This window comes from Dialister succinatiphilus, assembly GCF_928721695.1.
GTDB classification, from domain to species: Bacteria; Bacillota; Negativicutes; order Veillonellales; family Dialisteraceae; genus Dialister; species Dialister succinatiphilus.
Genome location: NZ_OV788641.1, coordinates 1,101,072 through 1,125,011, shown reverse-complemented (window position 1 = coordinate 1,125,011; position 23,940 = coordinate 1,101,072). Strand labels below are relative to the sequence as shown.

General features: G+C 50.7%; 16 protein-coding genes. All 16 read right to left on the bottom strand.

What is annotated here, in order from left to right:
* Positions 1–1,209: 1,209 nt before the first annotated feature.
* Positions 1,210–2,385 (bottom strand): YkvI family membrane protein, encoded by a 1,176-nt coding sequence (locus NW747_RS04660; RefSeq protein WP_273188185.1) that lies wholly within the window; start codon positions 2,383–2,385, stop codon positions 1,210–1,212.
* Between the two features lie 1,546 nt (positions 2,386–3,931).
* A complete protein-coding gene (locus NW747_RS04655; protein ID WP_273188184.1) occupies positions 3,932–4,576 on the bottom strand; it encodes a YigZ family protein in 645 nt (214 codons plus the stop codon).
* 456 nt (positions 4,577–5,032) lie between these two features.
* The gene (locus NW747_RS04650) at positions 5,033–5,857 is read right to left on the bottom strand and encodes a MetQ/NlpA family ABC transporter substrate-binding protein (RefSeq protein WP_273097419.1); all 825 of its coding nucleotides are present in this window, start codon (positions 5,855–5,857) and stop codon (positions 5,033–5,035) included.
* A 351-nt stretch (positions 5,858–6,208) separates the two neighbouring features.
* On the bottom strand, positions 6,209–6,511 hold the full coding sequence (locus tag NW747_RS04645) for a hypothetical protein (RefSeq protein WP_008860572.1): 303 nt from the start codon (positions 6,509–6,511) through the stop codon (positions 6,209–6,211).
* Between the two features lie 980 nt (positions 6,512–7,491).
* Entirely contained in the window at positions 7,492–8,433 is a 942-nt protein-coding gene (mmuM, locus tag NW747_RS04640; RefSeq protein WP_273188183.1) for a homocysteine S-methyltransferase, read from the bottom strand.
* A 798-nt stretch (positions 8,434–9,231) separates the two neighbouring features.
* On the bottom strand, positions 9,232–10,524 hold the full coding sequence (locus tag NW747_RS04635) for an IS110 family RNA-guided transposase (RefSeq protein WP_273186860.1): 1,293 nt from the start codon (positions 10,522–10,524) through the stop codon (positions 9,232–9,234).
* A 429-nt stretch (positions 10,525–10,953) separates the two neighbouring features.
* Positions 10,954–11,730, bottom strand: a complete 777-nt coding sequence (locus NW747_RS04630; protein WP_273188182.1) for a basic amino acid ABC transporter substrate-binding protein — start codon at positions 11,728–11,730, stop codon at positions 10,954–10,956.
* 630 nt (positions 11,731–12,360) lie between these two features.
* The gene (locus NW747_RS04625; RefSeq protein WP_008860568.1) at positions 12,361–13,308 is read right to left on the bottom strand and encodes a homoserine O-succinyltransferase; all 948 of its coding nucleotides are present in this window, start codon (positions 13,306–13,308) and stop codon (positions 12,361–12,363) included.
* 431 nt (positions 13,309–13,739) lie between these two features.
* Complete coding sequence (locus NW747_RS04620; protein WP_273186528.1) at positions 13,740–15,203, bottom strand: ISLre2 family transposase; 1,464 nt, start codon at positions 15,201–15,203, stop codon at positions 13,740–13,742.
* Between the two features lie 982 nt (positions 15,204–16,185).
* Positions 16,186–16,968 (bottom strand): DUF3226 domain-containing protein, encoded by a 783-nt coding sequence (locus tag NW747_RS04615; RefSeq protein WP_273188181.1) that lies wholly within the window; start codon positions 16,966–16,968, stop codon positions 16,186–16,188.
* A complete protein-coding gene (locus NW747_RS04610; RefSeq protein ID WP_273188180.1) occupies positions 16,965–18,125 on the bottom strand; it encodes an AAA family ATPase in 1,161 nt (386 codons plus the stop codon). Before NW747_RS04610 ends, NW747_RS04615 begins: the two co-directional genes overlap by 4 nt.
* An 814-nt stretch (positions 18,126–18,939) precedes the next feature.
* Positions 18,940–19,953, bottom strand: a complete 1,014-nt coding sequence (gene rfbB / locus NW747_RS04605) for a dTDP-glucose 4,6-dehydratase (RefSeq protein ID WP_273188179.1) — start codon at positions 19,951–19,953, stop codon at positions 18,940–18,942.
* Between the two features lie 48 nt (positions 19,954–20,001).
* The gene (locus NW747_RS04600) at positions 20,002–21,249 is read right to left on the bottom strand and encodes an IS256 family transposase (RefSeq protein ID WP_273186602.1); all 1,248 of its coding nucleotides are present in this window, start codon (positions 21,247–21,249) and stop codon (positions 20,002–20,004) included.
* Positions 21,250–21,632: 383 nt separating this feature from the next.
* Positions 21,633–22,175, bottom strand: coding sequence for a hypothetical protein (locus NW747_RS04595; protein ID WP_273188178.1), 543 nt, complete (start codon positions 22,173–22,175; stop codon positions 21,633–21,635).
* A 235-nt stretch (positions 22,176–22,410) separates the two neighbouring features.
* The gene (locus tag NW747_RS04590) at positions 22,411–23,523 is read right to left on the bottom strand and encodes an ATP-binding protein (protein ID WP_273188177.1); all 1,113 of its coding nucleotides are present in this window, start codon (positions 23,521–23,523) and stop codon (positions 22,411–22,413) included.
* A gap of 66 nt (positions 23,524–23,589) precedes the next feature.
* Positions 23,590–23,742 carry a hypothetical protein gene (locus NW747_RS04585; RefSeq protein WP_273188176.1) on the bottom strand — a complete coding sequence of 51 codons (153 nt, stop codon included), beginning with the start codon at positions 23,740–23,742 and terminating at the stop codon, positions 23,590–23,592.
* Positions 23,743–23,940: the final 198 nt, after the last annotated feature.

Genomic DNA, 23,940 nt, shown 5'->3' with positions numbered 1-23,940 from the left:
GCAAGGTATAAATTGTGTTAGATTGCTGATATCGAAATTTTCTATGAGTACCTAAAGAAGTTATGCATAAAATAGGGAGCATGGGACACACCTTCGGTGTGAGGGTTGACGGGACTTCGTCCCGAAGGTTCTTAAGGTTCAGAAGGGGAAGGTTCTTAGGATTGACCGGCCCTATGGGCCAGAGGGTTCTTAAGTTTGACGGGGCCTTTGGCCCCGAGGGTTGTGGATTGCCCTTCGGGCAATGAATTTTATAATGCCGCCTTCGGCGGTCACGTCCACATCGAGTATCATAATCATTCTTACCCTCGTATATCCCTTCGCCACTTCGTGGCCCTCTTCCCCTAAAGGGGACGCAAGAACGTTACGGGATTTACTTTCAGTGTCATAGGGCATGAAAACAATTCTGCTGACTGGCTCGCTGTGCTCGCCTCCCCCTATCCGGCTGCGCCGGACTTCCCCCGCAAGCGGGGGCAGAATAGGTTTCTATGCTTTCCTGCAGAGACATGTCCACATTGCTAAGCACCCATAGTCCCACCGCTTGCGGGGGAAAGGTGGTGCCGTAAGGCACCAAAGGGGGGAAAACACCGAAATGGTACGTGAAGTATATGACTCGCTGTTTTTCCTCTCCATACTTCTCGTTTCCCCTTGAGGGGAACGCCTCGAAGAGGCAAAGGGTGTACGGGGCAGAGCGCCGATTTGACACCCCATCGCTATCCTGACCGCCAATCGGCGGCCTGTGTCATTTTTGCTTCTTACCCTCGTCCACCCCTTCGCCACTTCGTGGCCCTCTTCCCCTAAAGGGGACGCAAGAACGTTACGGGATTGGCTTTCTGTATCATATGGCATGAAAAACATTCTGGTGATTGGCTCACTGCGTTCACCACCAAAAGGGGGAAACTGCGGAATGGTACATGAAATATATGACTCTCTGTTTTTCCTCTCCATACTTCTCGTTTCCCCTTGAGGTGGCAAGGGAACTGGATTCATAGGGGAGAGAAGCGACCCGCGAATCCAGTGACACGCTTCCCTGTGGGTGAAACGCCTCGAAGAGGCAAAGGGTGTACGGGGCAGAGCACCGATTTGACACCCCATCGCAGTCCTGACCGCCAATCGGCGGCCTGTGTCATTTTTGCTTCTTACCCTTGTGCCCGCCCAGAAGCGCCGATACTAAAAAAACGGCGCCCTTTCAAAGGCGCCGTTTTGCTGCCGTTATTTGGCTATTTCTGCAGGAATTACTTTTGTCTCTTCTTTACCGGAAGATTTCTTCACAATCTTGTAAACACCGACGGTGAGAAGGGGCACCAGGTAGAGAAGGATGAAGGCATAGGCCAGGGCATTGTAGCCTTTGGCAATGAGGTCGATAATACCGATTTTGGCGAAGGCCACTGAAATCACCAGGATAATGACAGTGAGCGCGCCGCGATGCTGACGGGTGAGGGGATTTCTTCCCGTATCCGCAAGACCCCTGTCCACACGTTCCAGCATGGCATGGATAATACCGGTGGCCGTTTCAATCAGAGTCCAGCCCATGACGATGCTGAAGAGGAAAAGCAGCCAGCCCGGCGCATTGTCTGCCTGCATCATAGCCACCCAGGGCACCGGCGATGCCAGCACTGCTTTGTCGGGGTAGAAGGCCATGACTGCATAGTAGGTCATGAACCAGGGGATAATCATGAGCAGGCCTGCAATGATGCCGCTGATAATGGTGTCCTTGCGGCTCTTCTGGGCCTTGATGGTGAAGAAGGATGCCGGAAAAACCACCAGGTTATAGGCCATGTAGAGAATGCCTGTCCAAAGGGCAGCCCCCACAGTGGCATCGGGCACAAAGGAATGATCGCCGGATGCCATGACCTCGGAAATATGGGCTCCCCCATGGCTGATGACCAGCACAGAGAAGGAAATATAACCGATGTAAAGAAGCACGGTACCAATGGTTTCAAAATAGGAAATAATCTTTTCCCCATAGTAGTTGAGCACGCCTACAATCACCGTAATGGCACCGACGCCGTACCAGTAATTGAGCCCCGTCATCTGCTCCACCACCGCGCCGGTAGCAGAAGACATGACCGCAATGATGATGACCATGAAAAGCAGGTACACCAGATCAAAGACATGGTACAGGGGCCCGATTAATTCCTTCAGGAACGATTTAAAATCATACACTTTATAAAGGCGGATGAGTTCAAAAGACAGAATAGCCACCAGGGCGAATCCTACAAATGTAGCCAGCCCGGAAAGCCAGCCCATGGCGCCGAACTTGGCGCCGTACTCCACGATTTCACGGCCTGTGGCATACCCACCGCCGATGAGCACGGACTGCAGGATAATGCCGGGAAGAATCATCCTCCCCAGGGCCCCTCCAAAAATACCTTTTTTCTCTTCCATACTGCTTCACTCCTTCATTTGTACCATCCCTGCAGGAAATCAAAAAGCGCCCATCAGAAATCAATTCTGAAGGGCGCATCCTTGCGCGGTACCACCTTGTACTTATCACTCTGCCTCATCAATGAACGGTTTTCATTGCGTCGGGCCTATCCATAACGGGGACATCCGCCAGGCCTACTCCGTTCGGCCGGGAAGCTCGCGAGTGAGTAAAACGACAGCGCCTTCCGGTTTGCACCATCCACCGGATCTCTGAAAGGGATTCCGTCATTTCTGTCTCGTTCCATGCAGGTACTTTTTAGTTAGAAAGTAGTATACACGCCTTGGGCGGCCATGTCAATGGGGAAATTGTAAAAGAGGGACATTTTGCGTCCTGGGTTCTGAGGGTTCCCAGAAAAAGGTTCTTAAGATTGACCGGCCGTTGGCCGGAGGGTTCTTAAGTTTGACGGGCCTTTGGCCCGAGGGTTGTGGATCGCCCTATCGGGCGATGAGTTTTATAATGCCGCCTTCGGCGGTCATGTCCATATCGAGTGTCATAATCATTCTTACCCTCGTACATCCCTTCGCCACTTCGTGGCCCTCTTCCCCTAAAGGGGACGCAAGAACGTTACGGGATTGGCTGTCTGTGTCATATGTGACACAATATCCAGTGCCACCTATTTTCTCGTTTCCCCTTGAGGGGAACGCCTCGAAGAGGCAAAGGGTGTACGGGGCAGAGTACCGATTTGACACCCCATCGCTATCCTGACCGCCAATCGGCGGCCTGTGTCATTTTTGCTTCTTACCATTGGACACACTTTCGGTGTGAGGGTTCAGAGGGGAAGGTTCTTAAGATTGACCGGCCGTTGGCCGGAGGGTTCTTAAGTTTGACGGGCCTTTGGCCCGAGGGTTGTGGATTGCCGCTTTGCGGCAATGAGTTTATAATGCCGCCTGTCGGCGGCAAAACCGTAAAACCGCGCCTGCGGCATCGGTCGGGCGCTTTATTGGAAAGTCCTTTTATGTGCAGGCCAGGGACCAACTTCGCCCGACTTGGAGACCCTCTGCAGGGTCTCCACATGGGAAATGCACCCCTTCTGTCGCCTGCGGCGACGTCTCCCCCGGAGGGGGAGATTTTAGCAGCATGATACTTTGTGGTGCTCATGAGGCCAAGAGCTAAGCGGCAAGAAAAGTTCCCCCTCCGGGGGAAAGGTGGTGCGTCAGCACCAAAAGGGGTGCATTTCCATCGGGCGCCAGCCCGGTTGTGAAGGTTTTCGCTGCCATAGGCAGTGCTTCCCTAGAAACCAGCCCGCTCTGCGGGCGGAACCCATCGTTCGGTGCGCAGCACACGAACGATAGAACCCGGGCGCCGAAGGCGCCTGAACCCTCTTGCTGTCGGGAATAAAGTATGTCTGATGTCTGATGTCTGACAGTCTGACGTCTCCCGCGTTCGGGAATACCGCCCAGCCGACAGCCGACAGCCGATAGCCGATAGCCGACAGCGGATAGCGGTCACACTGTCTCACTAGTCCACCGTCCCACTAGTACACTAGCTCACTAGTTCACTAGCTCACTAGTTCACTATCTCCCTTTTCATTTTCACATACTCTTCCCCTATTTCCTCTATTACCGCCTTTCCGCCGGTGAGGTCGGTGAAGAAGCGGATATGCTTTTCCCCGTTTTCCGGAAGGCAGAGGAATTCCAGCACCACCTTGTCGGTGAAATCCCGTTTCCTGACGATAATGTCCTTATCCTTTATATAATTTTCAAAGCCTCCTACGGCGCCGTAGGGTATGGTCAGGCGATACCGTACATGGGGCGTGTAGAGGACGATGGGCGCTTCCTTCACTGCATCGGCCAGGGTGGAGCTGTAGGCACGGGTAAGTCCCCCGGCTCCCAGCTTGATGCCGCCGAAGTACCTTGTCACCACGGCCAGCAGGTTGGTGAGCTTCTGCATCTGCAGCACATGAAGCATGGGATGGCCGGCGGTACCTGACGGTTCGCCGTCATCCCCCGATTTTTCCATCACTCTTTCCGTACCGATGCGCCAGGCATAGCAGTTATGGGTGGCATCTTTATACTGCTTCCGGAAGCCTTCCAGCGTCTTTTGGGCTTCTTCTTCCGAATTCACCGGCACCAGGTGGGCAATAAAAATGGATTTTTTAATTTCCGTTTCTTTATGAAATGGCTCCGCCGGAGCCGCGTAGGGAATAAGCATGATGACCTCCTTTTTCTTCATTGTAACACGAAAAAACAGCGCCGGTCGGTGCTGTTTTTTGAGTCATATGTTTTTGAGTCATATGTTATGGGTAGCTGTATTCCCGGAAGCAAGAGGGTTCAGTCGCCGGCAGCGCCCGGGTTCAAGCCGCCATCGGGCTAACGCCCTGGGCGGCTAAGGTTCGGGCCGGGATCGGCTTCGCCTTCCGGCCTGGTTCAGAGGGGAGTTTGAATGCCGCTGGCGGCAGCGCTGCCGCCAGCGGCGCCCTTTTTATATTTGCGGCGCGAGCCGCCACCACACCCTTTGAACCCGCCTGCCAAAGGCAGGCAGAACCCTCTGACCCCTCTGAACCCGAGCCACCCAGTGGCCCCCATGGGCGATACCAAAACCCTCCGGCCCAAAGGGCCGGTCAAACCTCAGGCCGAAGGCCTGTCAACCCTTGGACCCTCCGGCCCATTAGAATGCCGGAATCAGTCCGTCGCTGAAGTTATCATTAATGTATTTCTTCACGGCATCGCTCTGGAAAATCTTCACGAATTTCTGATAGGTGGGGTTATCCTTATCCTGTTCTCTGGCAGCGATGATGTTCACATAGGGAGATGTATTATCTTCGGTGGCCAGGGCTTTCTTGGAGTCCAGGCCGGCGGATTTCGCATAGCCTGCGTTAATGACGGAAATGGACACATCATCCAGGGAGCGGGGCAGCTGGGCTGCTTCCAGTTCCACAATCTGCAGGTTCTTCGGATTTTCGGCAATATCGCCTACCACTGCTTTGGTGGGGTCTGTTCCTTCCTTCAGTTTCAGCAGGCCCTGATGGTCCAGGAGAAGCAGGGCGCGGCCGCCGTTGGAGGGGTCATTGGGGATGGACACCTTGGCGCCGTCGGGAACGTCTTTGATGTCGGTGATTTTATTGGAATAAATGCGGAGCGGTGCCAGGTAGGTATTTCCGATGGAAACCAGCTTGGTGCCATTCTTTTCATTGAAGGCTTCCAGGAAGGGACCATGCTGGAAGGAGTTCAGATCGATATCACCGGCAGCCAGGGCCTGGTCCGGGGTCACGTAGTCGGAGAAGGACTTGATATTCACTTTGAGGCCCTGCTTTTCTGCTTCCTGGGCCACAAATTCCATAACCTTTTCAGAATAACCCGGTGTAATGCCTACGGTGATTTCCTTCTTTTCCGCCGGAGCCTTGGCATCCTTCTTGTCACCGCCGCAGCCGGAAATGGCGCCGGCCACTGCCAGGGCTGCCAGAGAAAGGGCTAATGTTTTCTTCCAGTTCATAATAAAACCTCCTGCATATAATATGTTAAAAATATACAAAACAAAAATCCCCCGTCCCGAAAGGGACGGAGGACCGTGTTACCACCCAATTTCACCAATGAATCACTTCATCAGTCTCATAAGGTACGCCGGCCAAAGCCTTGATACCCTGTCTCTGTAACGGGAGCTCCCGGGCCGCTTCATCATTCAGCGCACCAGGCTCAGAGGCCATCTTCCATCAAACCGTCCGCACTCCCTTTCACCCAACGGAGCTCTCTTGGCCGGACCATTTCATGTACTCTTCTCTTCACTGCCTTTATGAAGTTGCATTAAATATACCATCGGGAAATCATGAAGTCAAGAGAAATTTTACTACCAGTCAATCCAGGTCAGTGCCTTTTCCAGCTCGTAGAAGGTCTTCCCGTCCCAGAGAATATCTTCCGTCACATGGTTCAGCACATCATCACCATCATCGGATTCATAATAGTAGACCAGCTCCATGAACTCCTCAAAGGGCTCTTTGGAAAACCGGTACTTCTCCACACTGATACTGTAGGTATTTCTTCCGGGATGAAATTTCAGCCCCGAGAACCGGTACACATACCCCCGGTGCCTCACGGAAGCCTCCCCGTCATTCAGATAATCAATAAACTCGTCTGCGTCGCCGCCCTGCATATGATTCACTGCTCCTTTATACTAAGACCTCGCTATGATGGCTTTATTATACATGATGAAGGGAAAAGGTTCAAAAGGTTCCGCATGATGGGAAAAGGTTCTTAGGATTGACCGGCCCTATGGGCCGGAGGGTTCTTAGGTTTGACGGGGCTCTTGGCCCCGAGGGTTGTGGTGGCGGCTTCGCCGCAGATTATAAAAAAAGGGGGCGCGGCTTACGCCGCAGGTTGTGTAGAAGGGTTGTGTTCGCTTACGCTCAGGGGGCGACAGCGGCTCTGCCGCTGAGGGTTGCGGATTGCCGCTCTGCGGCAATGCTTATAAAGTCAGCGTTACGGGATTTACTTTTCTGTGTCATATGGCAAAATAACCATTCTGCTGACTGGCTCGCTGCGCTCGCCACCCCCTATCCGGGCTGCGCCGGACTTCTCCACGGGAAAGCGTGTCACACGATTCTCAGGTCGCTTCGCTTCCTTACGAATCGTGTTCCCTTGCCACCCCTGTTCAGGGGGCCGAATAAAACACCGCGAAGCATTCCATTCATAAGTCGCTCACAGCATAACGGAGCTTTATAGTGCCCTCTCGAAGAGGGGGAAAGGTGGTGGCGCCAGCCACCAAAGGGGGACACACCGGAATGGTACATGAAGTATATGACTCTCTGTTTTTCCTCTCCATACTTCTCGTTTCCCCTTGAGGGGAACGCCTCGAAGAGGCAAAGGGTGTACGGGGCAGAGCACCAATAGGATGCTCCATCGCGGTCCTGACCGCCAATCGGCGGCCCCCTGAGCGAAGCGACGCGCAAAATGTAGTGAGTCGTTTCCCCTTTAGGGGGCGATAAGTCTTATAATGCCGCCTTTGGCGGCCTTCCTCTTTCGGGCATACAGTCAGCCGACAGCCGATAGCCGACAGCCGTAAGCGGACAGCGGACAGCCGACAGCCGTAAGCCGACAGCCGATAGCCGATAGCCGACAGCGGTCATCCGGTCATCAGTCCCGCTGCTGTCCCATCAGTTCCTGCCGGAAAGCTGCCACTTTCTTTATATCTTCCGGCGTGGTGCGGCAGCAGCCGCCGATGAGGCGGGCGCCGGCTTTCTGCCAGATTTTCACAAAGTCTGCATAATCCGCTGCCGCCCCTCCCCAGGTCTTGCCGGAGGGGTCGTAATGTTCACCGGAATTGGGATAGACCACCACGGGCTTTGAAGTATATTTCCTGATTTCCAGAATCAGGGATTCCACATACTCCGGCGCTGTGCAGTTCACCCCGATCGCCTTTACGCAGGGGATGGGGTCAAGGGCTTTAGCGCAGTCGCCGATATAATCGTCGCCGCAGGTATGGAGGCCGTCTTTGCAGGAAAAGGAAACCCAGGCGGAAGCGTTCTTGATTTCCGACAGCACGTCTGTCTCTGCCAGGGCTTCCAGAAGGCAGGGAATGGTTTCACAGGCAAAGATATCGGGACCTGCTTCCGCCAGGATATGCAGGCGTTCCCGGTGGAAATCGGCCAGTTCTTCCCTTGTCTTGCCGTAATGGCCCTTGTATTCGCTGCCGTCGGCCAGGAAAGCGCCATAGGGTCCCACGGAAGCCGCTGCCAGCGGCACCGGCCTTCTTTCCGGCGATGACTCTGCCAGGAACTCATCCCTGGCCTCCTGCACCAGCTGCACAGAGCGAATCAGGAGCTCCCTTCCCTCTTTGCGGGAGAAGCCTTTCTTCTCAAAGCCCTCCAGAGTGGCCTGGTAGCTGGCGCTGGTGACAATGTCGCTGCCTGCATCGAAATAGGAACGATGCACCGCCTTCACCAGATCCGGTCTTTCATAGAGGGCGATGGCGCTCCAGAGCTCATCATGAATAGAAAAGCCCTGCCTTTCCAGTTCTGTGGAAAATGCGCCGTCCAGCACGATGAATGGATATTTTTTTAAGATGTCTTCTATCATAATAGCTCCTTTATCAAAGGCCGCTTCGCGGCCGGGTTCAGAGGGTTTTTCTGCCCTTGGGGCACAAAGGGACGCGGCGGATGCCGCGGGTTGTGTAGAAGGGTTGTGAAGGGAAAGGTTGACGGCCCTCCGGGCCGAAGGTTGTGGCCGCCTGTCGGCGGTGGGTTGTGTTCGCTTCGCTCAGGGGGCGACGGCCCTTCGGGCCCGAGAGCTGTGGTATCGCCCTTACGGGCGATAAGTTTTGTATGCCGCCAAAGGCGGCGGGATTGTCCCTCTTGCGTTCGAGAATACTGTTTTCTGATGTCTGTCGTCTGATAGTCTGATGTCTTCCCGCCGACTGGTATTCTTTAGTGAACTAGTGGACTAGTGGACTAGTGAGCTAGCAGGAGCCATTAGCGGTACTCACCAAGATTCTTCACTGCGTTCAGAATGACGGTGCTCGGCGGAAAGCCGACAGCCCACAGCGGGAAGCCGAAAGCCTTCCCGCCGACTGGTATTTACCGGCATTAGTATCACTAACGGCATGCACCGAGATTCTTCACTGCGTTCAGAATGACGGTGCTCGGCGGAAAGCCGACAGCCCACAGCGGGAAGCCGAAAGCCTTCCCGCCGACCGGTATTTACAGGCTTTGGTCTCACTTACGCCATGCACCGAGATCCTTCGCTGGCGCTCAGGATTCTGGTCATAGGTCAAGTCTTTTTTTTGAAGAAATTTATTATTTTTTCTTAAAAAAGTGTAACCTTAACACACCACCGGGTAAATTGATTTTTTCGAATATATTCCGGCGTTCGATCTTTCTATTCCAACGTTACCATTACTTTGTTATCGGAATACAGCTGATGTTTATCCAGTAATGTAAAGATCAGCCGGACGATCTTTCGAGCAACGAGATTGAGTGCGGCCCTGTATGGAAATAGGGTCTTACGACTGCGAATACGTTCATATGCCTCGCGATATTTAGCGCTGTAGTTTATGATCTGTCCTGTAGCTAAGAGCACATAATAGCGGAGATACACATCACCGGCTTTTGACAGATGCTTAACCGGGCTTTCTGATTGACCGGATTGCTTTCCTCTCCAGGTTAATCCTATGTATTTAGCTAGGGCATCATCGGTTTTGAACCGCTTGATATCGCCAATTTCCGCTAGGAGCCCTCCGGCTATGACTGGTCCGACGCCGTCGATTGACAGCAGGATCTGATATGAGTCGCTTGAAAAACTTTTGGCCATTGTCTCAATGGACTTGTCCAATTTCTTTATTGCAGCCTCAAGAGAGTGTATAATGAAAAAGGACACGGATAATCCCGAAGTCAGTGGCTCATAAACCCTTTTGTCCAACCGATAGGAATTGCGGGCTGCCTTCTTCACTTTTTCGACGACATCTAAAGGATGGGAAAATCTTCCGTGTCCTTTTTCTGTGATGAAATTGAGCAGTTCCTCATCGGACAGACTGAGGATTTCATCAGGGCCCTGAAAGGTTGTCAGCAGCTCCTGGCAGGTGGTGGTCCATACATTACAAAAGGGATTCTCTCCTGTCATAAGTCCGCTGCATTCAAGGTAGATGCTGTTTCCGGTCGAGTTCTTCACTATTCCCATGAGTTTGGCGATGCGGAATCTCAAACGTGTAAGTACCCGCAAGCCAAGCAGTTCTGGCCCTTTCCAAGGGCGTGACCGGATTTTGTTGGAACGCGCATAATCGGCAATAACCATGGCATCGACATAGTCGTCTTTCCCTACATCCGTAAAAGTTTTCTTGTAAGCATGAATCTCTTTGGGATTAACGGAATAGACGATGGCTGGGATGTGTCCGTTAAAATGTGCAACGGACAGAAATGTTGCCAGGTGAAAAGAATAAACCGAAGTAGCCTCTAACGCAATGACAACCTGTATGACATCAGGATAGAATTTCAAGAAGTCACTGACTTTTTCGACAATTCCTACAGATCCAGCAGGAGTGTTAGGAGCGGAAAAACGCAGATGCGCGTGCCCAGGATGGTCCTCAGGGGAAAAAGGCATCGCATGCACAACGTTCTCTTTCATCGAAACGTCTATACCAACAAACAAAGAATGGAGTAATTCATATTGTTTCATAATCGCACCTCCTTCCTGGCAACATTCATGAAATAGGAGAAGGAATCCTGATCTCAAACTCCCTCTAAAATCTCGTTAATAGGCAATCACCCGTGGAGGTAAATCGTTTACTGGAAGAAGCTCCGCCCGGGGCCGCAAATTCTGAAGTAGGCAGAATGGGAGAAAGAGCCAGGCGAGAATACTGAGCTGGCGGTAGAACCGCAGGATGACTTGGTCGTCTTCTGAGCTATTCCATGTTACTTTCATCGTAGCACCAGGATTCCCTACCCATCAAGATGGGCAATGGAAGTATTTGACTTCATGCCCTACACATACTATACGAGGATGACAAGTGGACGGCAGGAAGAGTCCTGCAGTCAGCGGAAAGCCGATGGCCGATAGCTGACAGCTGTCCCACCAGCTCACTAGCTCACTAGCTCACTAAGTACACTATTTCACAATTTCTTCCGGCGGTTCTTTACCAAACCACTTTTTATAGATTTTCGCAAATTCTCCGTTCTTCTTGATTTTAGCCAGGCCATCGTCGATTTTAGTCAGAAGGTCCTTATTTCCTTTCTTCACCGCAATGGCCAGGTACTCGGTAGACAGGGCCACCGGTGCGGTTTTGACGGAATGGTCTTCCGTTTTCGCCACGTAGTATTCATTGGTGGGAATATCATTGACCACGGCATCCACGGCGCCCTGTTTCAAGTCAAGGAATGCATCGCTCAGGGTGCTGTAGGTGCGGACATTAGCCCCTTCGATTTTCCGGGCCGCCTCTTCACCGGTGGAGCCGATGGTGACGCCCAGGGTTTTACCGGAGAGGTCAGCCTTTGACCGGACATCCTGATTGTCGCTCCTTACCACTACGCCCAGGCCGGCAATGTAGTAGGGTTTGGAGAAATCGACGGACTGCTTCCTGTCTTCGGTGACCGTAATGTCATTGATAGCCACATCCAGGTCGCCGGACTTCAGGGCCGGAATGAGACCGTCGAAATTCACATTTCTGATTTCCGTGGAGAGTCCCTCTTCCTTCGCAATGGCATTGATAATGTCCACATCAAAACCTTCATAGGCCTTGGTGTCCATATTCTGGAAACCAAAGGGCGGATAGGCTGCATCCATGCCCACCCGAAGAACGGACGATGTCTGTTTCTCCTGTCCGCAGCCTGTCACGGCCGCCGTAATACCGAGAAGCAGAGCTAAGAAAAGAAATAGTTTTTTCATAGGGATCCTCCTATCTAAAAAAAGGCTCAGAGGGTTTGGCACCCTTCGGGTGCAAAGGGGCACGGCTTCGCCGCAGGTTGTGTAGAAGGGTTGTGCAAAAAGGTTGTGAAAAAGGTTCTTAAGATGGACCGGCCCTATGGGCCGGAGGGTTCTTAAGTTTGACGGGCCTTTGGCCCGAGGGTTGTGGTTGCTCATGAGGCTGAGCTAAGCGGCAAGAAAAGTTCCCCCTCCGGGGGAAAGGTGGTGCGTCAGCACCAAAAGGGGTGCATTTCCATCGGGCGCCAGCCCGGTTGTGAAGGTTTTCACTGCCATAGGCAGTGCTTCCCTAGAAACCAGCTTTGGCTGACTTGTAAGTCCTATGCAGGACTTACACAGCATTTATAACTCCCCTCTGAACCAGCCCGCTCTGCTGGCGGAACCCATCGTTCGGTGCGAAGCACACGAACGATAGAACCCGGGCGCCGCAGGCACCACCCTGCTTTCGGGAATACAGCCAGCCGACAGTGGACAGCCGAAAGCCGGGAGCCAGCAGCCGGAAGCCGAAAGCCGACAGCCGACAGCCGATAGCGGATAGCTGTCTCACTGTCTCACTGCCCCACCAGTACACTAGCTCACTAGATCACCAGCCCATTAATTCCCGTGGAGCGGATTATGTACATTGAAAGGCATGAGATTGTCCAGACTGTAGGGCGTTTCCTGGTATACGAAATTCAGCCAGTTATGGTAAAACAGATGGGCATAGCTGCACCATACGAAACGGGGCTTTTCCTGGGGATCATCGTAGGGATAGTAATTTTCCGGCAGACGGATGGGAAGTCCCTTTTCCCTATCCCGCTTGTACTCCCATTCCAGGGTGCGCAGGTCGTATTCAAAATGGCCCAGCACGAAAATGCGGCGGGATTCCTTGTCGGAAATGATGTTGATGCCGTTTTCCTCGGACCGGGAAAGAACGGTGAGTTCCGGCGTGGCATCCACTTTTTTATCGTCAATGGAAGTATGACGGGACTGGGGGATGAAATAGCGGTCATCGAAGCCCCGGAGAAGCGGATGGTAGGCCAGGGTGAGATTGTACTGGTAAATACCGAAGAGTTTCCTTGGAAGGATTCTCTTTTCTACCCCATAGTCCCGATACAGCCCTGCCTGGGCGGCCCAGCAGAAATGGAGGGTGGAGAACACATGGCTGTCAGCCCAGTTGAAATATTTCAGCATTTCCGGCCAGTAATCCACTTCCTCATAAGGCATTTTTTCCACCGGCGCCCCGGTAATGATAAAGCCGTCATATTTCCTGTCCTTAATATCATCAAAGGTAAGGTAATTTTCATCCAGATAGGACCGGTCCGTATGGGTGGTTTCCCGGGAAGCAATACGGGCAAAATCCACATCCAGCTGCAGCGGCGTATCCCCCAGCAGGCGGAGAAGCTGTACTTCTGTCGGTTTCTTGATGGGCATGAGGTTCAGAATCAGTATATGAAGGGGACGGATATCCTGGGTCCGGGCCCTTTTTTCTCCAATGGTTACGATTCCTTCCTTCTTCAGTTCTGAAACAGCGTCCAAACCGTCGGCAATTTTAATCGGCAAAATGAAAACCTCCTTGTAAAAGCATACATGCAATAAAAAAATCCCGTCCCCTAAGGGACGAGATCCTCGTGTTACCACCCAATTTCATCTTTCCGTCACCGGAAAGACCTCACAGGTACGCCGGCCATGCCTTGATACCCTGTCTCTGTAACGGGAGACTCCCGGACTGCTTCACCATTCAGCATATCAAGCTCAGAGGCCATCTTCTCCATGCTTTCCTGTGCTCCTTCTCACCAGTGGGAGCTCTCTTTGCCATTCCTGCACGGGTACTCTTCTCTTCCCTGCTTCTTTGAAATTATAGCTATTTTAAACTGTCCGTGAATAAATGTCAATAGGACGCGCCTACGGCGCGAAGGTTGACGTAAGTGTCAAGTTTTCCTCGGTAATTCATTTGACTGTCGATAATTACTATCTCCGTGGCTTCGGCTTTATCAGTATTTCTGTATAGCTCTGGCCAGTCTCCCCATTGGTGAAGAAGAAGCTCCATAAACGCCTATACGTCCCTCCAGGCATCCCGGCCTATAGTTTCTCATTTTACGCTTCTGCGCCTCATTCCGGACATTCTGGGCGATTTTACGCTCTGCCTGCACCGCAGCCTTGTGCATGGCTCTATCCATCTTTTTGTAGCTTTTCCCATTAGCATGGTACAGGAGAGCTGCTGTAAGTGTTTTATTCTTCCGGGCGGTTAATACCCAAACCATACACTCCATTCCCTCGCTGGACCAGCTACGTCCCTGCCGCTTCATGCGATAGCTGTAAAACCGGTGGTTTGTTTCTGCAGTCCCCAGGTGAATCTCTGTATGGATGCCGCGCTGACTCAGGCTGGGGATATAGGGAGCATTTCTCTCCAGATAGCTCTGCAGCTTGTCTACCTCCTCCAAATCCGCCTCTGTTCGGGCGCAGCTCCGGGCAGTATCCATCCATACGGGAATCTGTTTCATAATATCGTCGCTCTGGTGAAGTTCTCGGATAATACGGTCTATCAGTTTCCTGTTGCAGAAGCTGAGCCGGGTCCGGATCTTTTCATGCACATGATAGCAGTCGCGGAAGTGCTGGTGATCCAGGCAGCCTTCTACCATTTGCTCAAAGTCCTGAAACTGGTATCCGGACCCTCCATCCCCATTCGACAGCACTGTGGTCTTAGACAGGTCATAGTGCCCAAGCAGATAGCTTCTTACCATTGCAAAAAGTTCTTTTCTGCTGGTAGATGCAAAGCAGCGAAGTCCTACCAGTTCTGTCCTGTTGCCATTTTTCCTGACTCCCTCATATACCTGGAGGCGGTGCACTTCCGAAACGCCGCCTTTCTCCTTGTTCTTGAGTACAATTCCATCTCCTTCAATCGCTATAATTTCCGGTTGTGTCGGCTTTTCAACCTTTTCCTCTTCTGCCAATGCTTTTTCATAAGTCTTCGCCTTCTTACCGGCATAGTTCTTGAGTGAGATAACAGACTGATGGGAGATGGTAATTCCCGCCAGGCTTTGCAGGAGTTCGCTGGCACTGCGAGATGTGGTAATTGCGACAGCCTCGACAATCCGCTCAATCATTCCCAAGCTGTAGTGTTTTCTAGGCTCAAAGCCCATTTTACGGTCCAAAGGATAGAAGGTCTTCCCTTTTTTCTGCAGAAGTCGTCGGGTATAGGTCAGCTCTCCATAGCGGCAGCAAATCGTCCTAGAGTCCCGGCGCGCCACACGCCACCCCTGTACCTTGTAAATCTGATACAGCTCAGCGTCAATACGCGCCAGGGCCATAGCTATAAGCTGACAGTTCATTTCAGTGAGCCAATGAGTTAGCTTCCTTTCAGCCTCGATAGAGTCATCAGATTCCTTAATGAGAGAAATGACTGCACCAATTGCATTTTCACTCCAAATTTCTCCAGTTTTTGTTATAATATCCATGAGGAAAGCCCTTTCTTTGTTTTATTTGTGCACGGAAATTATAACATTTCCACTCAAGGGGAGGCTTTCCTCTTTTATTGTTTCTGGAAAAATTCCCCTACCGAGTAAAATTTTACACTAAGAAGGTTGACGGGACTTCGTCCCGAAGGTTCTTAAGGTTCTTAAGTTTGACGGCCTTGCAGGCCGAGGGTAGTGGTGGCGGCTTCGCCGCAAGTTTTATAATGCCCCCTTTGGCGGCCTTCCTCTTTCGGGCATACAGCCAGCGGACAGCGGATAGCGGATAGCGGATAGCCGCCAGCGGACAGCCGACAGCCGACAGCCGATAGCCGATAGCCGTCAAGCCGCCAGCCAGAAGTCTGCACTACGCCCTTGCCTACCCCTGTCCAGGGGTGGGTGGCGAGCGCCTATATACTCTCTTGCGCCCCACTGCTTGTCAGGGGGGAGAGGGCCACGCAGTGGCGAGGGGGGGATTGCCGAAGGCACGCCGGAAGCCGATAGCCGTCAGCCAGCAGCCAGAAGCCGACAGCCGGGAGCCAGGAGCCAGAAGCCGGAAGTCTGCACTACGCCCTTGCCCACCCCTGTCCAAGGGTGGGTGGCGAGCGCCTATATACTCTCTTGCGCCCCACTGCTTGTCAGGGGGGAGAGGGCCACGCAGTGGCGAGGGGGGGATTGCCGAAGGCACGCCGGAAGTCGACAGCCGAGAGCCGGGACTGAGGATTCGAAAGCCGGAAGCCGGAAGCCGGGAGCCGTCAGCCGGCAGCCGGAAGTCTGCACTACGCCCTTGCCCACCCCTGTCCAAGGGTGGGTGGCGAGCGCCTATATACTCTCTTGCGCCCCACTGCTTGTCAGGGGGGAGAGGGCCACGCAGTGGCGAGGGGGGGATTGCCGAAGGCACGCCGGAAGCCGATAGCCGTCAGCCAGAAGCCGATAGCCGTCAGCCGGAAGCCAACAGCCAGCAACTCGTCGGTGAACACTTGACCCACTATTCCTCTATCTTGCCATTCATTACACAGTCAAATGATTGGAATCCCTGATGTATCTTTTCATAGCTTGCCCAATCAACTGCATTCAAGAAATCTTCAAACCTTTTAAATGTACCTTCCGGATTGGTTACACCGAAGAACACAGCCAATGGTGCTTTGATACGCAGGCGCCGAGAGGAAAGTACCCCTTGGGGAAAAGCCTCTTCTTTATCCTCATGGGCACGGTTCAAAGAATCCACAAATTTTACCGATTCCTGCGCAATATATTGGTTTTCTTTCTTCTTCGATAATGAATCAAGCAAAAAAGTTTCCAGAGCCCCAGGATGATCAAGAGGAATAAAGATAGTAAGAAATCTAACCTTTTTCTTTTCCTGAAATCCCTTTGTCTCCATGTTCAATGTATACCAGTCTGAAGATTGCTCATTCTCCATAGAGCCATAATTTTTCAGAACCTTCTGCAATTCTTCTGTTAAGTCAGCCGCTTCTTTATCACTGTCACGATCCGTGATGACAGCAATGTAGTCAAAAAATAAACCCGCATCCAATCGATTCATTTCTAAGATATCGGCAAGCGCCCGGGACAGATTGGATTTCCCTCCTGTTTGAGAAACATAAAGAAATTCCGCTCTTTTTCTGCTATAGACACTGCTTTCCTCGACAGCATCTAATTTTATTGCTTTTTGAGTACTTTTCAAATCAAAAGCAAAGCCGAATCGTCCGCAGAAGTATTTACTCAGCAGCACCTGGTCTGTCAAACCTTCGCAAAGTATGATTCCTGTCATATTCTGAGCTCCAATCCGCTTTCTACCGCTTTCCATGCCTCTTTGCCATCAAGCACACGCAGCTTCGTTTCTTCTCCCATATTGCGCATCGTAAAGACACGTACATCTTTTTCCAATGATGCATCACCTTCTACAGAATCATTTCTTATAGCGGTAAGGAAAGACTGTAGATATTCGCTGTTATGAGTCGTAATAAACAGCTGATTATTATATTTTTTAGCATACTTTAACAGTTCACATGACAATTCCTGCTGCGCTTTATGGTGGAAGGTAGCATCGATTTCTTCTATGCAATGCACCGCGTCATGATATACCAGCATACTGCCGATAAGATGAAACCAGCGGCGCAGTCCATCGCCCAACGTATACAAAGGATATGTTCCCTTACCATCCAGTCTTACGCTGATAGGAGCAGCGGTACCATCGGGATAAGGTATATTTTCAATAGAAGTAAGCTGTAGTTCCGGGAAACACTGATTTATTTCTTTTGTAATCTGTGGAAGAAGTCCCGCACGGGAAAGAAAGGAATAAATCTTTCTATCTTCATTTTCATTTCTATGAGATAAGATGTCATCTATTTTCGCCAAAATAAGCGGCTCTGCCGGCAGAGCCGGCGAAAGGAGCGGGTATGTAATCTCTACCGGATTTCCCTCTTTCCCGTTAATCGTCGTCTGCCATCTTCCCAGAATCTGTAAAACCGGAGCCCCCAGATTCTGCTGCGTGTTCTTTATCTCATCCGTGGTTACACGCATAAATGCAGTATCACCAAACGATCCCATTTCATTAGGCAGGAAGTCCGCAAAAATACTGCTTGGAGTAAAGTGATGATTAACCTGCATCTCTTTTCCATCGATATGCCCTTCAAAAGAGAAATTGAAATTTCTGACATTTCTTTTATCATGAAAAGTATTCCAAATCATCTCCATCCAGGGATAGGGACTTCGGATTTGGTCCCGGTCTCCTACAGATAATCTATGTAGAACCGTATTCGAAAGGAGTGGAAACAAATTCCTGCCGCATGCATACGCAAAAACCGCTTCAAGCACAGATGTCTTGCCTACATTATTAATTCCTGCAAATATATTGACTCGAGCAAGATTTTTCAATTCAATATGTTCAAATTTTTTGAAATTATTGATGGCAAGACTTTCAATCATTATAAACACCTACCCCGTTAACTTTTTCTATCATCTGGTATATAAGTATATTATTAGTTTAGTCTGTAATAAGGGTGCAAGTCAATCTGCATTTTGTGCAATGTAGAGCTATAAGCCGCCGGCCCAGTATACTCTCTTGCGCCCCACTGCTTGTCAGGGGGGAGAGGGCCACGCAGTGGCGAGGGGGGGATTGCCGAAGGCACGCCGGCAGCCGGAAGCCGACAGCCGGAAGCCGGAAGCCAGCAGCCAGAAGCCGATAGCCGGGAGCCGAAAGCCGCCAGCCGCCAGCCGATAGCCGTCAGCCGATAGCCGGAAGCCGGCACTACTCTCTTGCGCCCCACTGCTTGTCAGGGGGGAGAGGGCCACGCAGTGGCGAGGGGGGATTGCCGAAGGCACGCCGGAAGCCGAGAGCCAGGAGCCAAGAGCCGGAAGTCTGCACTACGCCCTTGCCCACCCCTGTCCAAGGGTGGGTAGCGAGCGCCTATATACTCTCTTGCGCCCCACTGCTTGTCAGGGGGGAGAGGGCCACGCAGTGGCAAGGGGGGATTATCGAAAGCCGACAGCCGGAAGCCGACAGCCAGCAGCCGGAAGCTGGAAGCCGACAGCCGGAAGTCTGCACTACGCCCTTGCCCACCCTTGTCCAGGGGTAGGTGGCGAGCGCCTATATACTCTCTTGCGCCCCACTGCTTGTCAGGGGGGAGAGGGCCACGCAGTGGCGAGGGGGGATTGCCGAAGGCACGCCGGGAGCCGACAGCCGAAAGCCGGAAGCCAGGAACCGAAAGCCGACAGCCGACAGCCGATAGCCGACAGCGGATCACTCATACATCTTCTTATAGTAATTCTGATACTCTCCGCTTACGATTTCCTGCCACCATTCCTTATTCTCCAGGTACCAGCGGATGGTCTTCTTAATGCCATCTGCAAATTTCGTTTCCGGAAGCCATCCCAGTTCTTTATGGATCTTGGCCGGGTCGATGGCATATCTCCGGTCATGGCCTTTTCTATCCTTCACATAGGTGATAAGACTTTCCGGTTTTCCCAGTTCCTTGAGGATAAGCCGCACAATGTCGATATTTGCCATTTCGTTATGGCCGCCAATATTGTAGACTTCCCCTACGGTGCCTTTATGGATGATGAGGTCGATGGCCTTGCAGTGATCCTCCACATAGAGCCAGTCTCTTACGTTTTTCCCATCCCCATACACCGGAAGGGGCTTATCTTCCAGGGCGTTCATCATCATGAGGGGTATCAGCTTTTCCGGAAACTGGTATGGTCCGTAGTTATTGCTGCAGCGGGAAATGGTAGCCGGCAGGCCATAGGTACGATGGTATGCGCCCACCAGGTGATCAGCTCCTGCCTTGGAGCTGCTGTAGGGAGAGCTGGTATGAAGGGGTGTCTTTTCCGTAAAGAAAAGGTCCGGCCTGTCCAAGGGCAGATCTCCATATACCTCATCGGTGGATACCTGATGGTACCGGCCGATGCCATACTTCCTGCAGGCATCCATAAGGACAGAAGTGCCGATGATATTCGTCTCCAGGAAAATTCCCGGATTCAGAATGGACCGGTCCACATGGGATTCTGCCGCAAAATTCACCACCACATCGGGATGCTCCTCTTCAAAGAGGCCATACACCGCCTCCCTGTCGCAGATATCCATCTTCACAAAGCGGAAATTCGGCTTATCCATGACTGGTGCCAGAGTAGACAGATTTCCTGCGTAGGTCAGCTTGTCCAGACAGATGATGCGATAGTCCGGATACTTCTTCATCATGTAGAAAATGAAATTGGAGCCGATAAATCCGGCGCCGCCGGTGATGATGATAGTCAATATATCTACCTGCAATCCAGTTAAGGGGATGTCAAGAATTTTGTGTTTTTAGATTAACCAATCGTATTTAGCGATTAGTTTGCTCATACGTTCGTCAATCAATAATTGGTTCATAACAGCCTGCCAGTTAAAGACCTTTCCTTTGCCCTTCCATTTGGTGTTCTTGAGCTCAAGGACACGGAGGTAGAGAAGCTTCAGGATGGCCTCGTCATTGGCAAAAGAGCCCTTACGGGTTACCTTTCTGAAACTGGAATTGATGCTTTCTATGGCATTGGTAGTGTACATGACTCTCCGTACATTAGAGCCGTAGTTAAACAGCTGTTCCACGTGCTGGAAGTTGTTTTCCCAGACCGCTATAGCCCCAGGATAGGCTGCCCATTTTCCCTTGAACTTTTCAAACAATCTGCGAGCTTCTGCTACATTGGTAGCCTTGTAGATTTCTTTCAGTTCTTTCAAGAACTCTCTGGATTTGTTCCAGGGAATATACCGCATGGAATTACGGATCAGATGGACAATGCAGCGTTGCACCACTGTGCCAGGGAAGATGGCAGCAGCGCCTTCTTCAAGGCCGCTGACACCATCCATGGAGATGAAACCAATGTCCTGTACTCCCCGGTTCTTGATTTCATCGAAAATCTGCATCCAGGTATGCTTACCTTCCGTTTCGTTGATCCAGATACCAAGGATATCCTTCTCACCATTGATGTCATACCCAAGGATGACGTAGACAGCCTTTTGTTTCAGGGCTCTGTCAGTCTTCATGGGAACATACAGACAGTCGATGAAGAGAAAGGTATAAAAAGGAAACAGTGGGCGATTCTGCCACGCATATACTTCGTCCAGGATCCGGTCCGTAATATGGGCAATCTGTTCATGGGAGATGGAGAAACCGTAGATTTCTTCAATGGTCGAAGAGATGTCTCTCTGGCTCATTCCACGGCCATACATGGCAAGAACTTTCCCTTCGATAGAGGAAACATCACGCTGGTATTTTTGGATTAACTGGGGTTCAAAAGTACCTTCCCGATCACGAGGGACTTGGATGGGTACCGTTCCCATGGAGGTCTTCAGGTTCTTCCTGGAATACCCATTTCTCGTATTCTTGGAATCCTCAGGGGTGCTGCCGTTCTTGGGATAGCCTAAGTGGTTATCCAATTCACCCTTAAGAGCTGCTTCAAACAATGGTCCAAAGACACTCTTTAAGGCGGACTGCATCTCTTCGACAGTGGTCGGTTTGTAGGTTTCGTAGATTTCCTGCGCAATTTTTTCGCCAGGGGTAGGGGTACGCTTTGCCATGGTAGTAACTCCTTTTCCTCTTTCTCCCCTTAAGTATGAGGTATGAAAATATTTTGAGCAAGATTCATTTACACAAAATATTTTACACTACCCCAGTTAAAATTCAAACCTCTATTCTCCCCATTCCTAAAACTTCAAATCCCCCTCCTTCTCCCCCACAATGCTGCCCCTCCAACCATGACAAGCCACCTGATGTTGCACCTCTCAAATCTCTTTCCTCAAACCTCAGCCCCCCTGTCATTTTGAGCGAAGCCCCAAAATCTCCCTGCGCCATGCTGCTCACCGCAAGTGGAGCACACTCCGCAAGGCACACTGCCAGCCTGAAGTCTGGCCATCCGACGTCTCTCCTCTCCCCCCTCAAATCTCAAATCTCTATTCTCAAATCAATCACCTGGCAAAACCTGCAGTCTCTGCGGATAACTTTCCACCACATAAAACAAACTGCAGCTCACCACATCCCCCAGCATTCGAGATTTCACAGATTCAATTTCTACGTTTAATAACTCTATTGCCAGCTCATCACTATAGCTGGAAATAACATCCTGCTCATTGCAGCAGATCAACTGCTCTGCCTTTGCCAGATGTGCCCGTATAAGGCGAATCATTGACTCCCGATTATAGCTTGTAATGGAAGATTCACCTTCATTGCTGACACGCTGTTTATACCTGCTATTACGCAGTTCTCCCACAGAAAACTGTCGTTCAAAAAATGCGTTGAAATATCCATGACTGATTTCAGCAGCACTGACATGTAAAAATGCCTCAATCATGGGATAACTGAGATACAGCTTACCGTGGTCCGTGGATTCAGAGAAAAATTCCATCAGCTTCTGAAAACGACGACAAGCCTCATCCCTATGATTTCGAAAGAAAGAATCCTGCGGATCAAAGTCAAAAATAAGCAATTTATCCGTATAGCTGTCCATGAGCACAGACTTTTCATCTTCTGTTCTGACCGAGTGTATCATAGAAAGCTGAATATCAAGAGAATCCTAACCATCCGGATATCCCTGACTTTCTTTTTCCAAAGCATTGTAGAGTTTATAAATATTGGTCCCATAGGATACGATTTGCAAATTTTCAGGCAGCAGGTCCAGCTTCTGAGCATACTGAATAATTTCAGGTTCTTTCTTCGTGCCCTCACAGATGACCAATATTTTCTTACTCACCGAACTCACCACCCACATACAGACGCTCCAGATTATTTCCCTGCCGGATTTCCCTGGATGTAGAATCCGCAAAAGACGCAATTTGACCATTTCTAACCACAAAGCAGCAGTCCGGCCGCGTAATCCGGTTCGTCAGCAGATCAATATTGTGGGACGTCACCATAGCCTGCCCGGCAAAATCAGAAATCAGATATTGGAAAACTTTTTTTGCCAATTTGAAATGATAAAAAGCGTCAAACTCATCAATAAACAGGAATGTAATCCCCTTTTTATGCTTCAGCCAATAATAAAACAAACTCAGTGCACGGGTACCGCTGGAAGCGGCCTTAGAAAAAGGAATCTTCTGTCCGTAATCAAAATACAACTCCGAATTGCCGTCCGGATTTTGTATAGCAGCCAGTTTAACCGCTATTTCCCCAAGCTCATGCAGGAACTTTTCAAAATCCCCGATATACCCCTCCCGGACAATATAATCATATATATCCTCATGAGTATTTAAATAGCCAATATATCGATTATTTAAATCATTTCTCTGGAACCACAACATTCCGTTCACAAAAGTACGGAACTGAGACAGCAAAGAAGAGGAATCCGACAGCATATTATTAAAGACATATTTTACCGCTGATAAATCAGAACTTTTGAAATCCCACTTCATGTCACCAAACTTGTACATTTCCTGAAACTCCGGATCTATAAAAATGCCGCCTGCATCAGGCCACCTCAGCACCAGCCCGCCATCAATGGTCAGCTCTTCCCCCAAAAGCAGGCGGTGGCTGCTCTTTCGGTAGCTATAAGAAATAAAATGATGACCGGGAAACTGAAAGTCATAGCGGAAATCCGCATATTTTACATCTGCATCAGCATTCAAATAATACCTGTATAAATCTTCAGCAGAATTTTTATCCGACAAATGGGCGGTGATATCAAACAAAGCAAGACCTAAATTCGTCTTTCCGGAGGCATTAGCCCCATAAATCAAGCCATCCCTGACCAGCCCATCTTTAACACAGTTTTGATTAAAAGCATACTCCCGGGTGCGGGAAAAATCCCAAACCAGGTGTCCAAACTGCTTAAACCCGCTCACTTCAAACCTCTTCAGCATAGAACTGCCTCCTTACCACCACTTTTCTGATTAAAATATAGCATAAAAAAACATGCCGTAAAGTTTTTACGGCATGTTTTCCACCACTTCCTGATCCACCCCATCATAGACGATACAGGCAGGTTTTTCGGAAAAATTCCAAAATTGCCCACCACCATGCAGCACCACCTTCCTGCCGGCACCGTCATTCTGAACGAAGAGAAGAATCTTGGTAAGCACCGCTAATGACTCTTACTAGCTCACTAACCCACTAGTCCACCAGCTCACCAAGGAATCCCAGTCAGCAGGAAGGGAACACACTGGTACGTACCGAACTGTCAGGCTCCATCCTTGTGTCCTGCGACCGTCAGAAGCTGGGCGGAGCCCTGAGGATAGGTCCGAGGCTAAACCTCAAATCTCACCCCCCCACGCCATCCT

Bases quoted from the DNA above. Each gene is read 5' to 3' on its own strand.
- NW747_RS04660 (WP_273188185.1), bottom strand. From the start codon at position 2,385: ATGGAAGAGAAAAAAGGTATTTTTGGAGGGGCCCTGGGGAGGATGATT.
- NW747_RS04655 (WP_273188184.1), bottom strand. From the start codon at position 4,576: ATGCTTATTCCCTACGCGGCTCCGGCGGAGCCATTTCATAAAGAAACG.
- NW747_RS04650 (WP_273097419.1), bottom strand. From the start codon at position 5,857: ATGAACTGGAAGAAAACATTAGCCCTTTCTCTGGCAGCCCTGGCAGTG.
- NW747_RS04645 (WP_008860572.1), bottom strand. From the start codon at position 6,511: ATGCAGGGCGGCGACGCAGACGAGTTTATTGATTATCTGAATGACGGG.
- mmuM (WP_273188183.1), bottom strand. From the start codon at position 8,433: ATGATAGAAGACATCTTAAAAAAATATCCATTCATCGTGCTGGACGGC.
- NW747_RS04635 (WP_273186860.1), bottom strand. From the start codon at position 10,524: ATGAAACAATATGAATTACTCCATTCTTTGTTTGTTGGTATAGACGTT.
- NW747_RS04630 (WP_273188182.1), bottom strand. From the start codon at position 11,730: ATGAAAAAACTATTTCTTTTCTTAGCTCTGCTTCTCGGTATTACGGCG.
- NW747_RS04620 (WP_273186528.1), bottom strand. From the start codon at position 15,203: ATGGATATTATAACAAAAACTGGAGAAATTTGGAGTGAAAATGCAATT.
- NW747_RS04615 (WP_273188181.1), bottom strand. From the start codon at position 16,968: ATGACAGGAATCATACTTTGCGAAGGTTTGACAGACCAGGTGCTGCTG.
- NW747_RS04610 (WP_273188180.1), bottom strand. From the start codon at position 18,125: ATGATTGAAAGTCTTGCCATCAATAATTTCAAAAAATTTGAACATATT.
- NW747_RS04600 (WP_273186602.1), bottom strand. From the start codon at position 21,249: ATGGCAAAGCGTACCCCTACCCCTGGCGAAAAAATTGCGCAGGAAATC.
- NW747_RS04595 (WP_273188178.1), bottom strand. From the start codon at position 22,175: ATGGACAGCTATACGGATAAATTGCTTATTTTTGACTTTGATCCGCAG.
- NW747_RS04590 (WP_273188177.1), bottom strand. From the start codon at position 23,523: ATGCTGAAGAGGTTTGAAGTGAGCGGGTTTAAGCAGTTTGGACACCTG.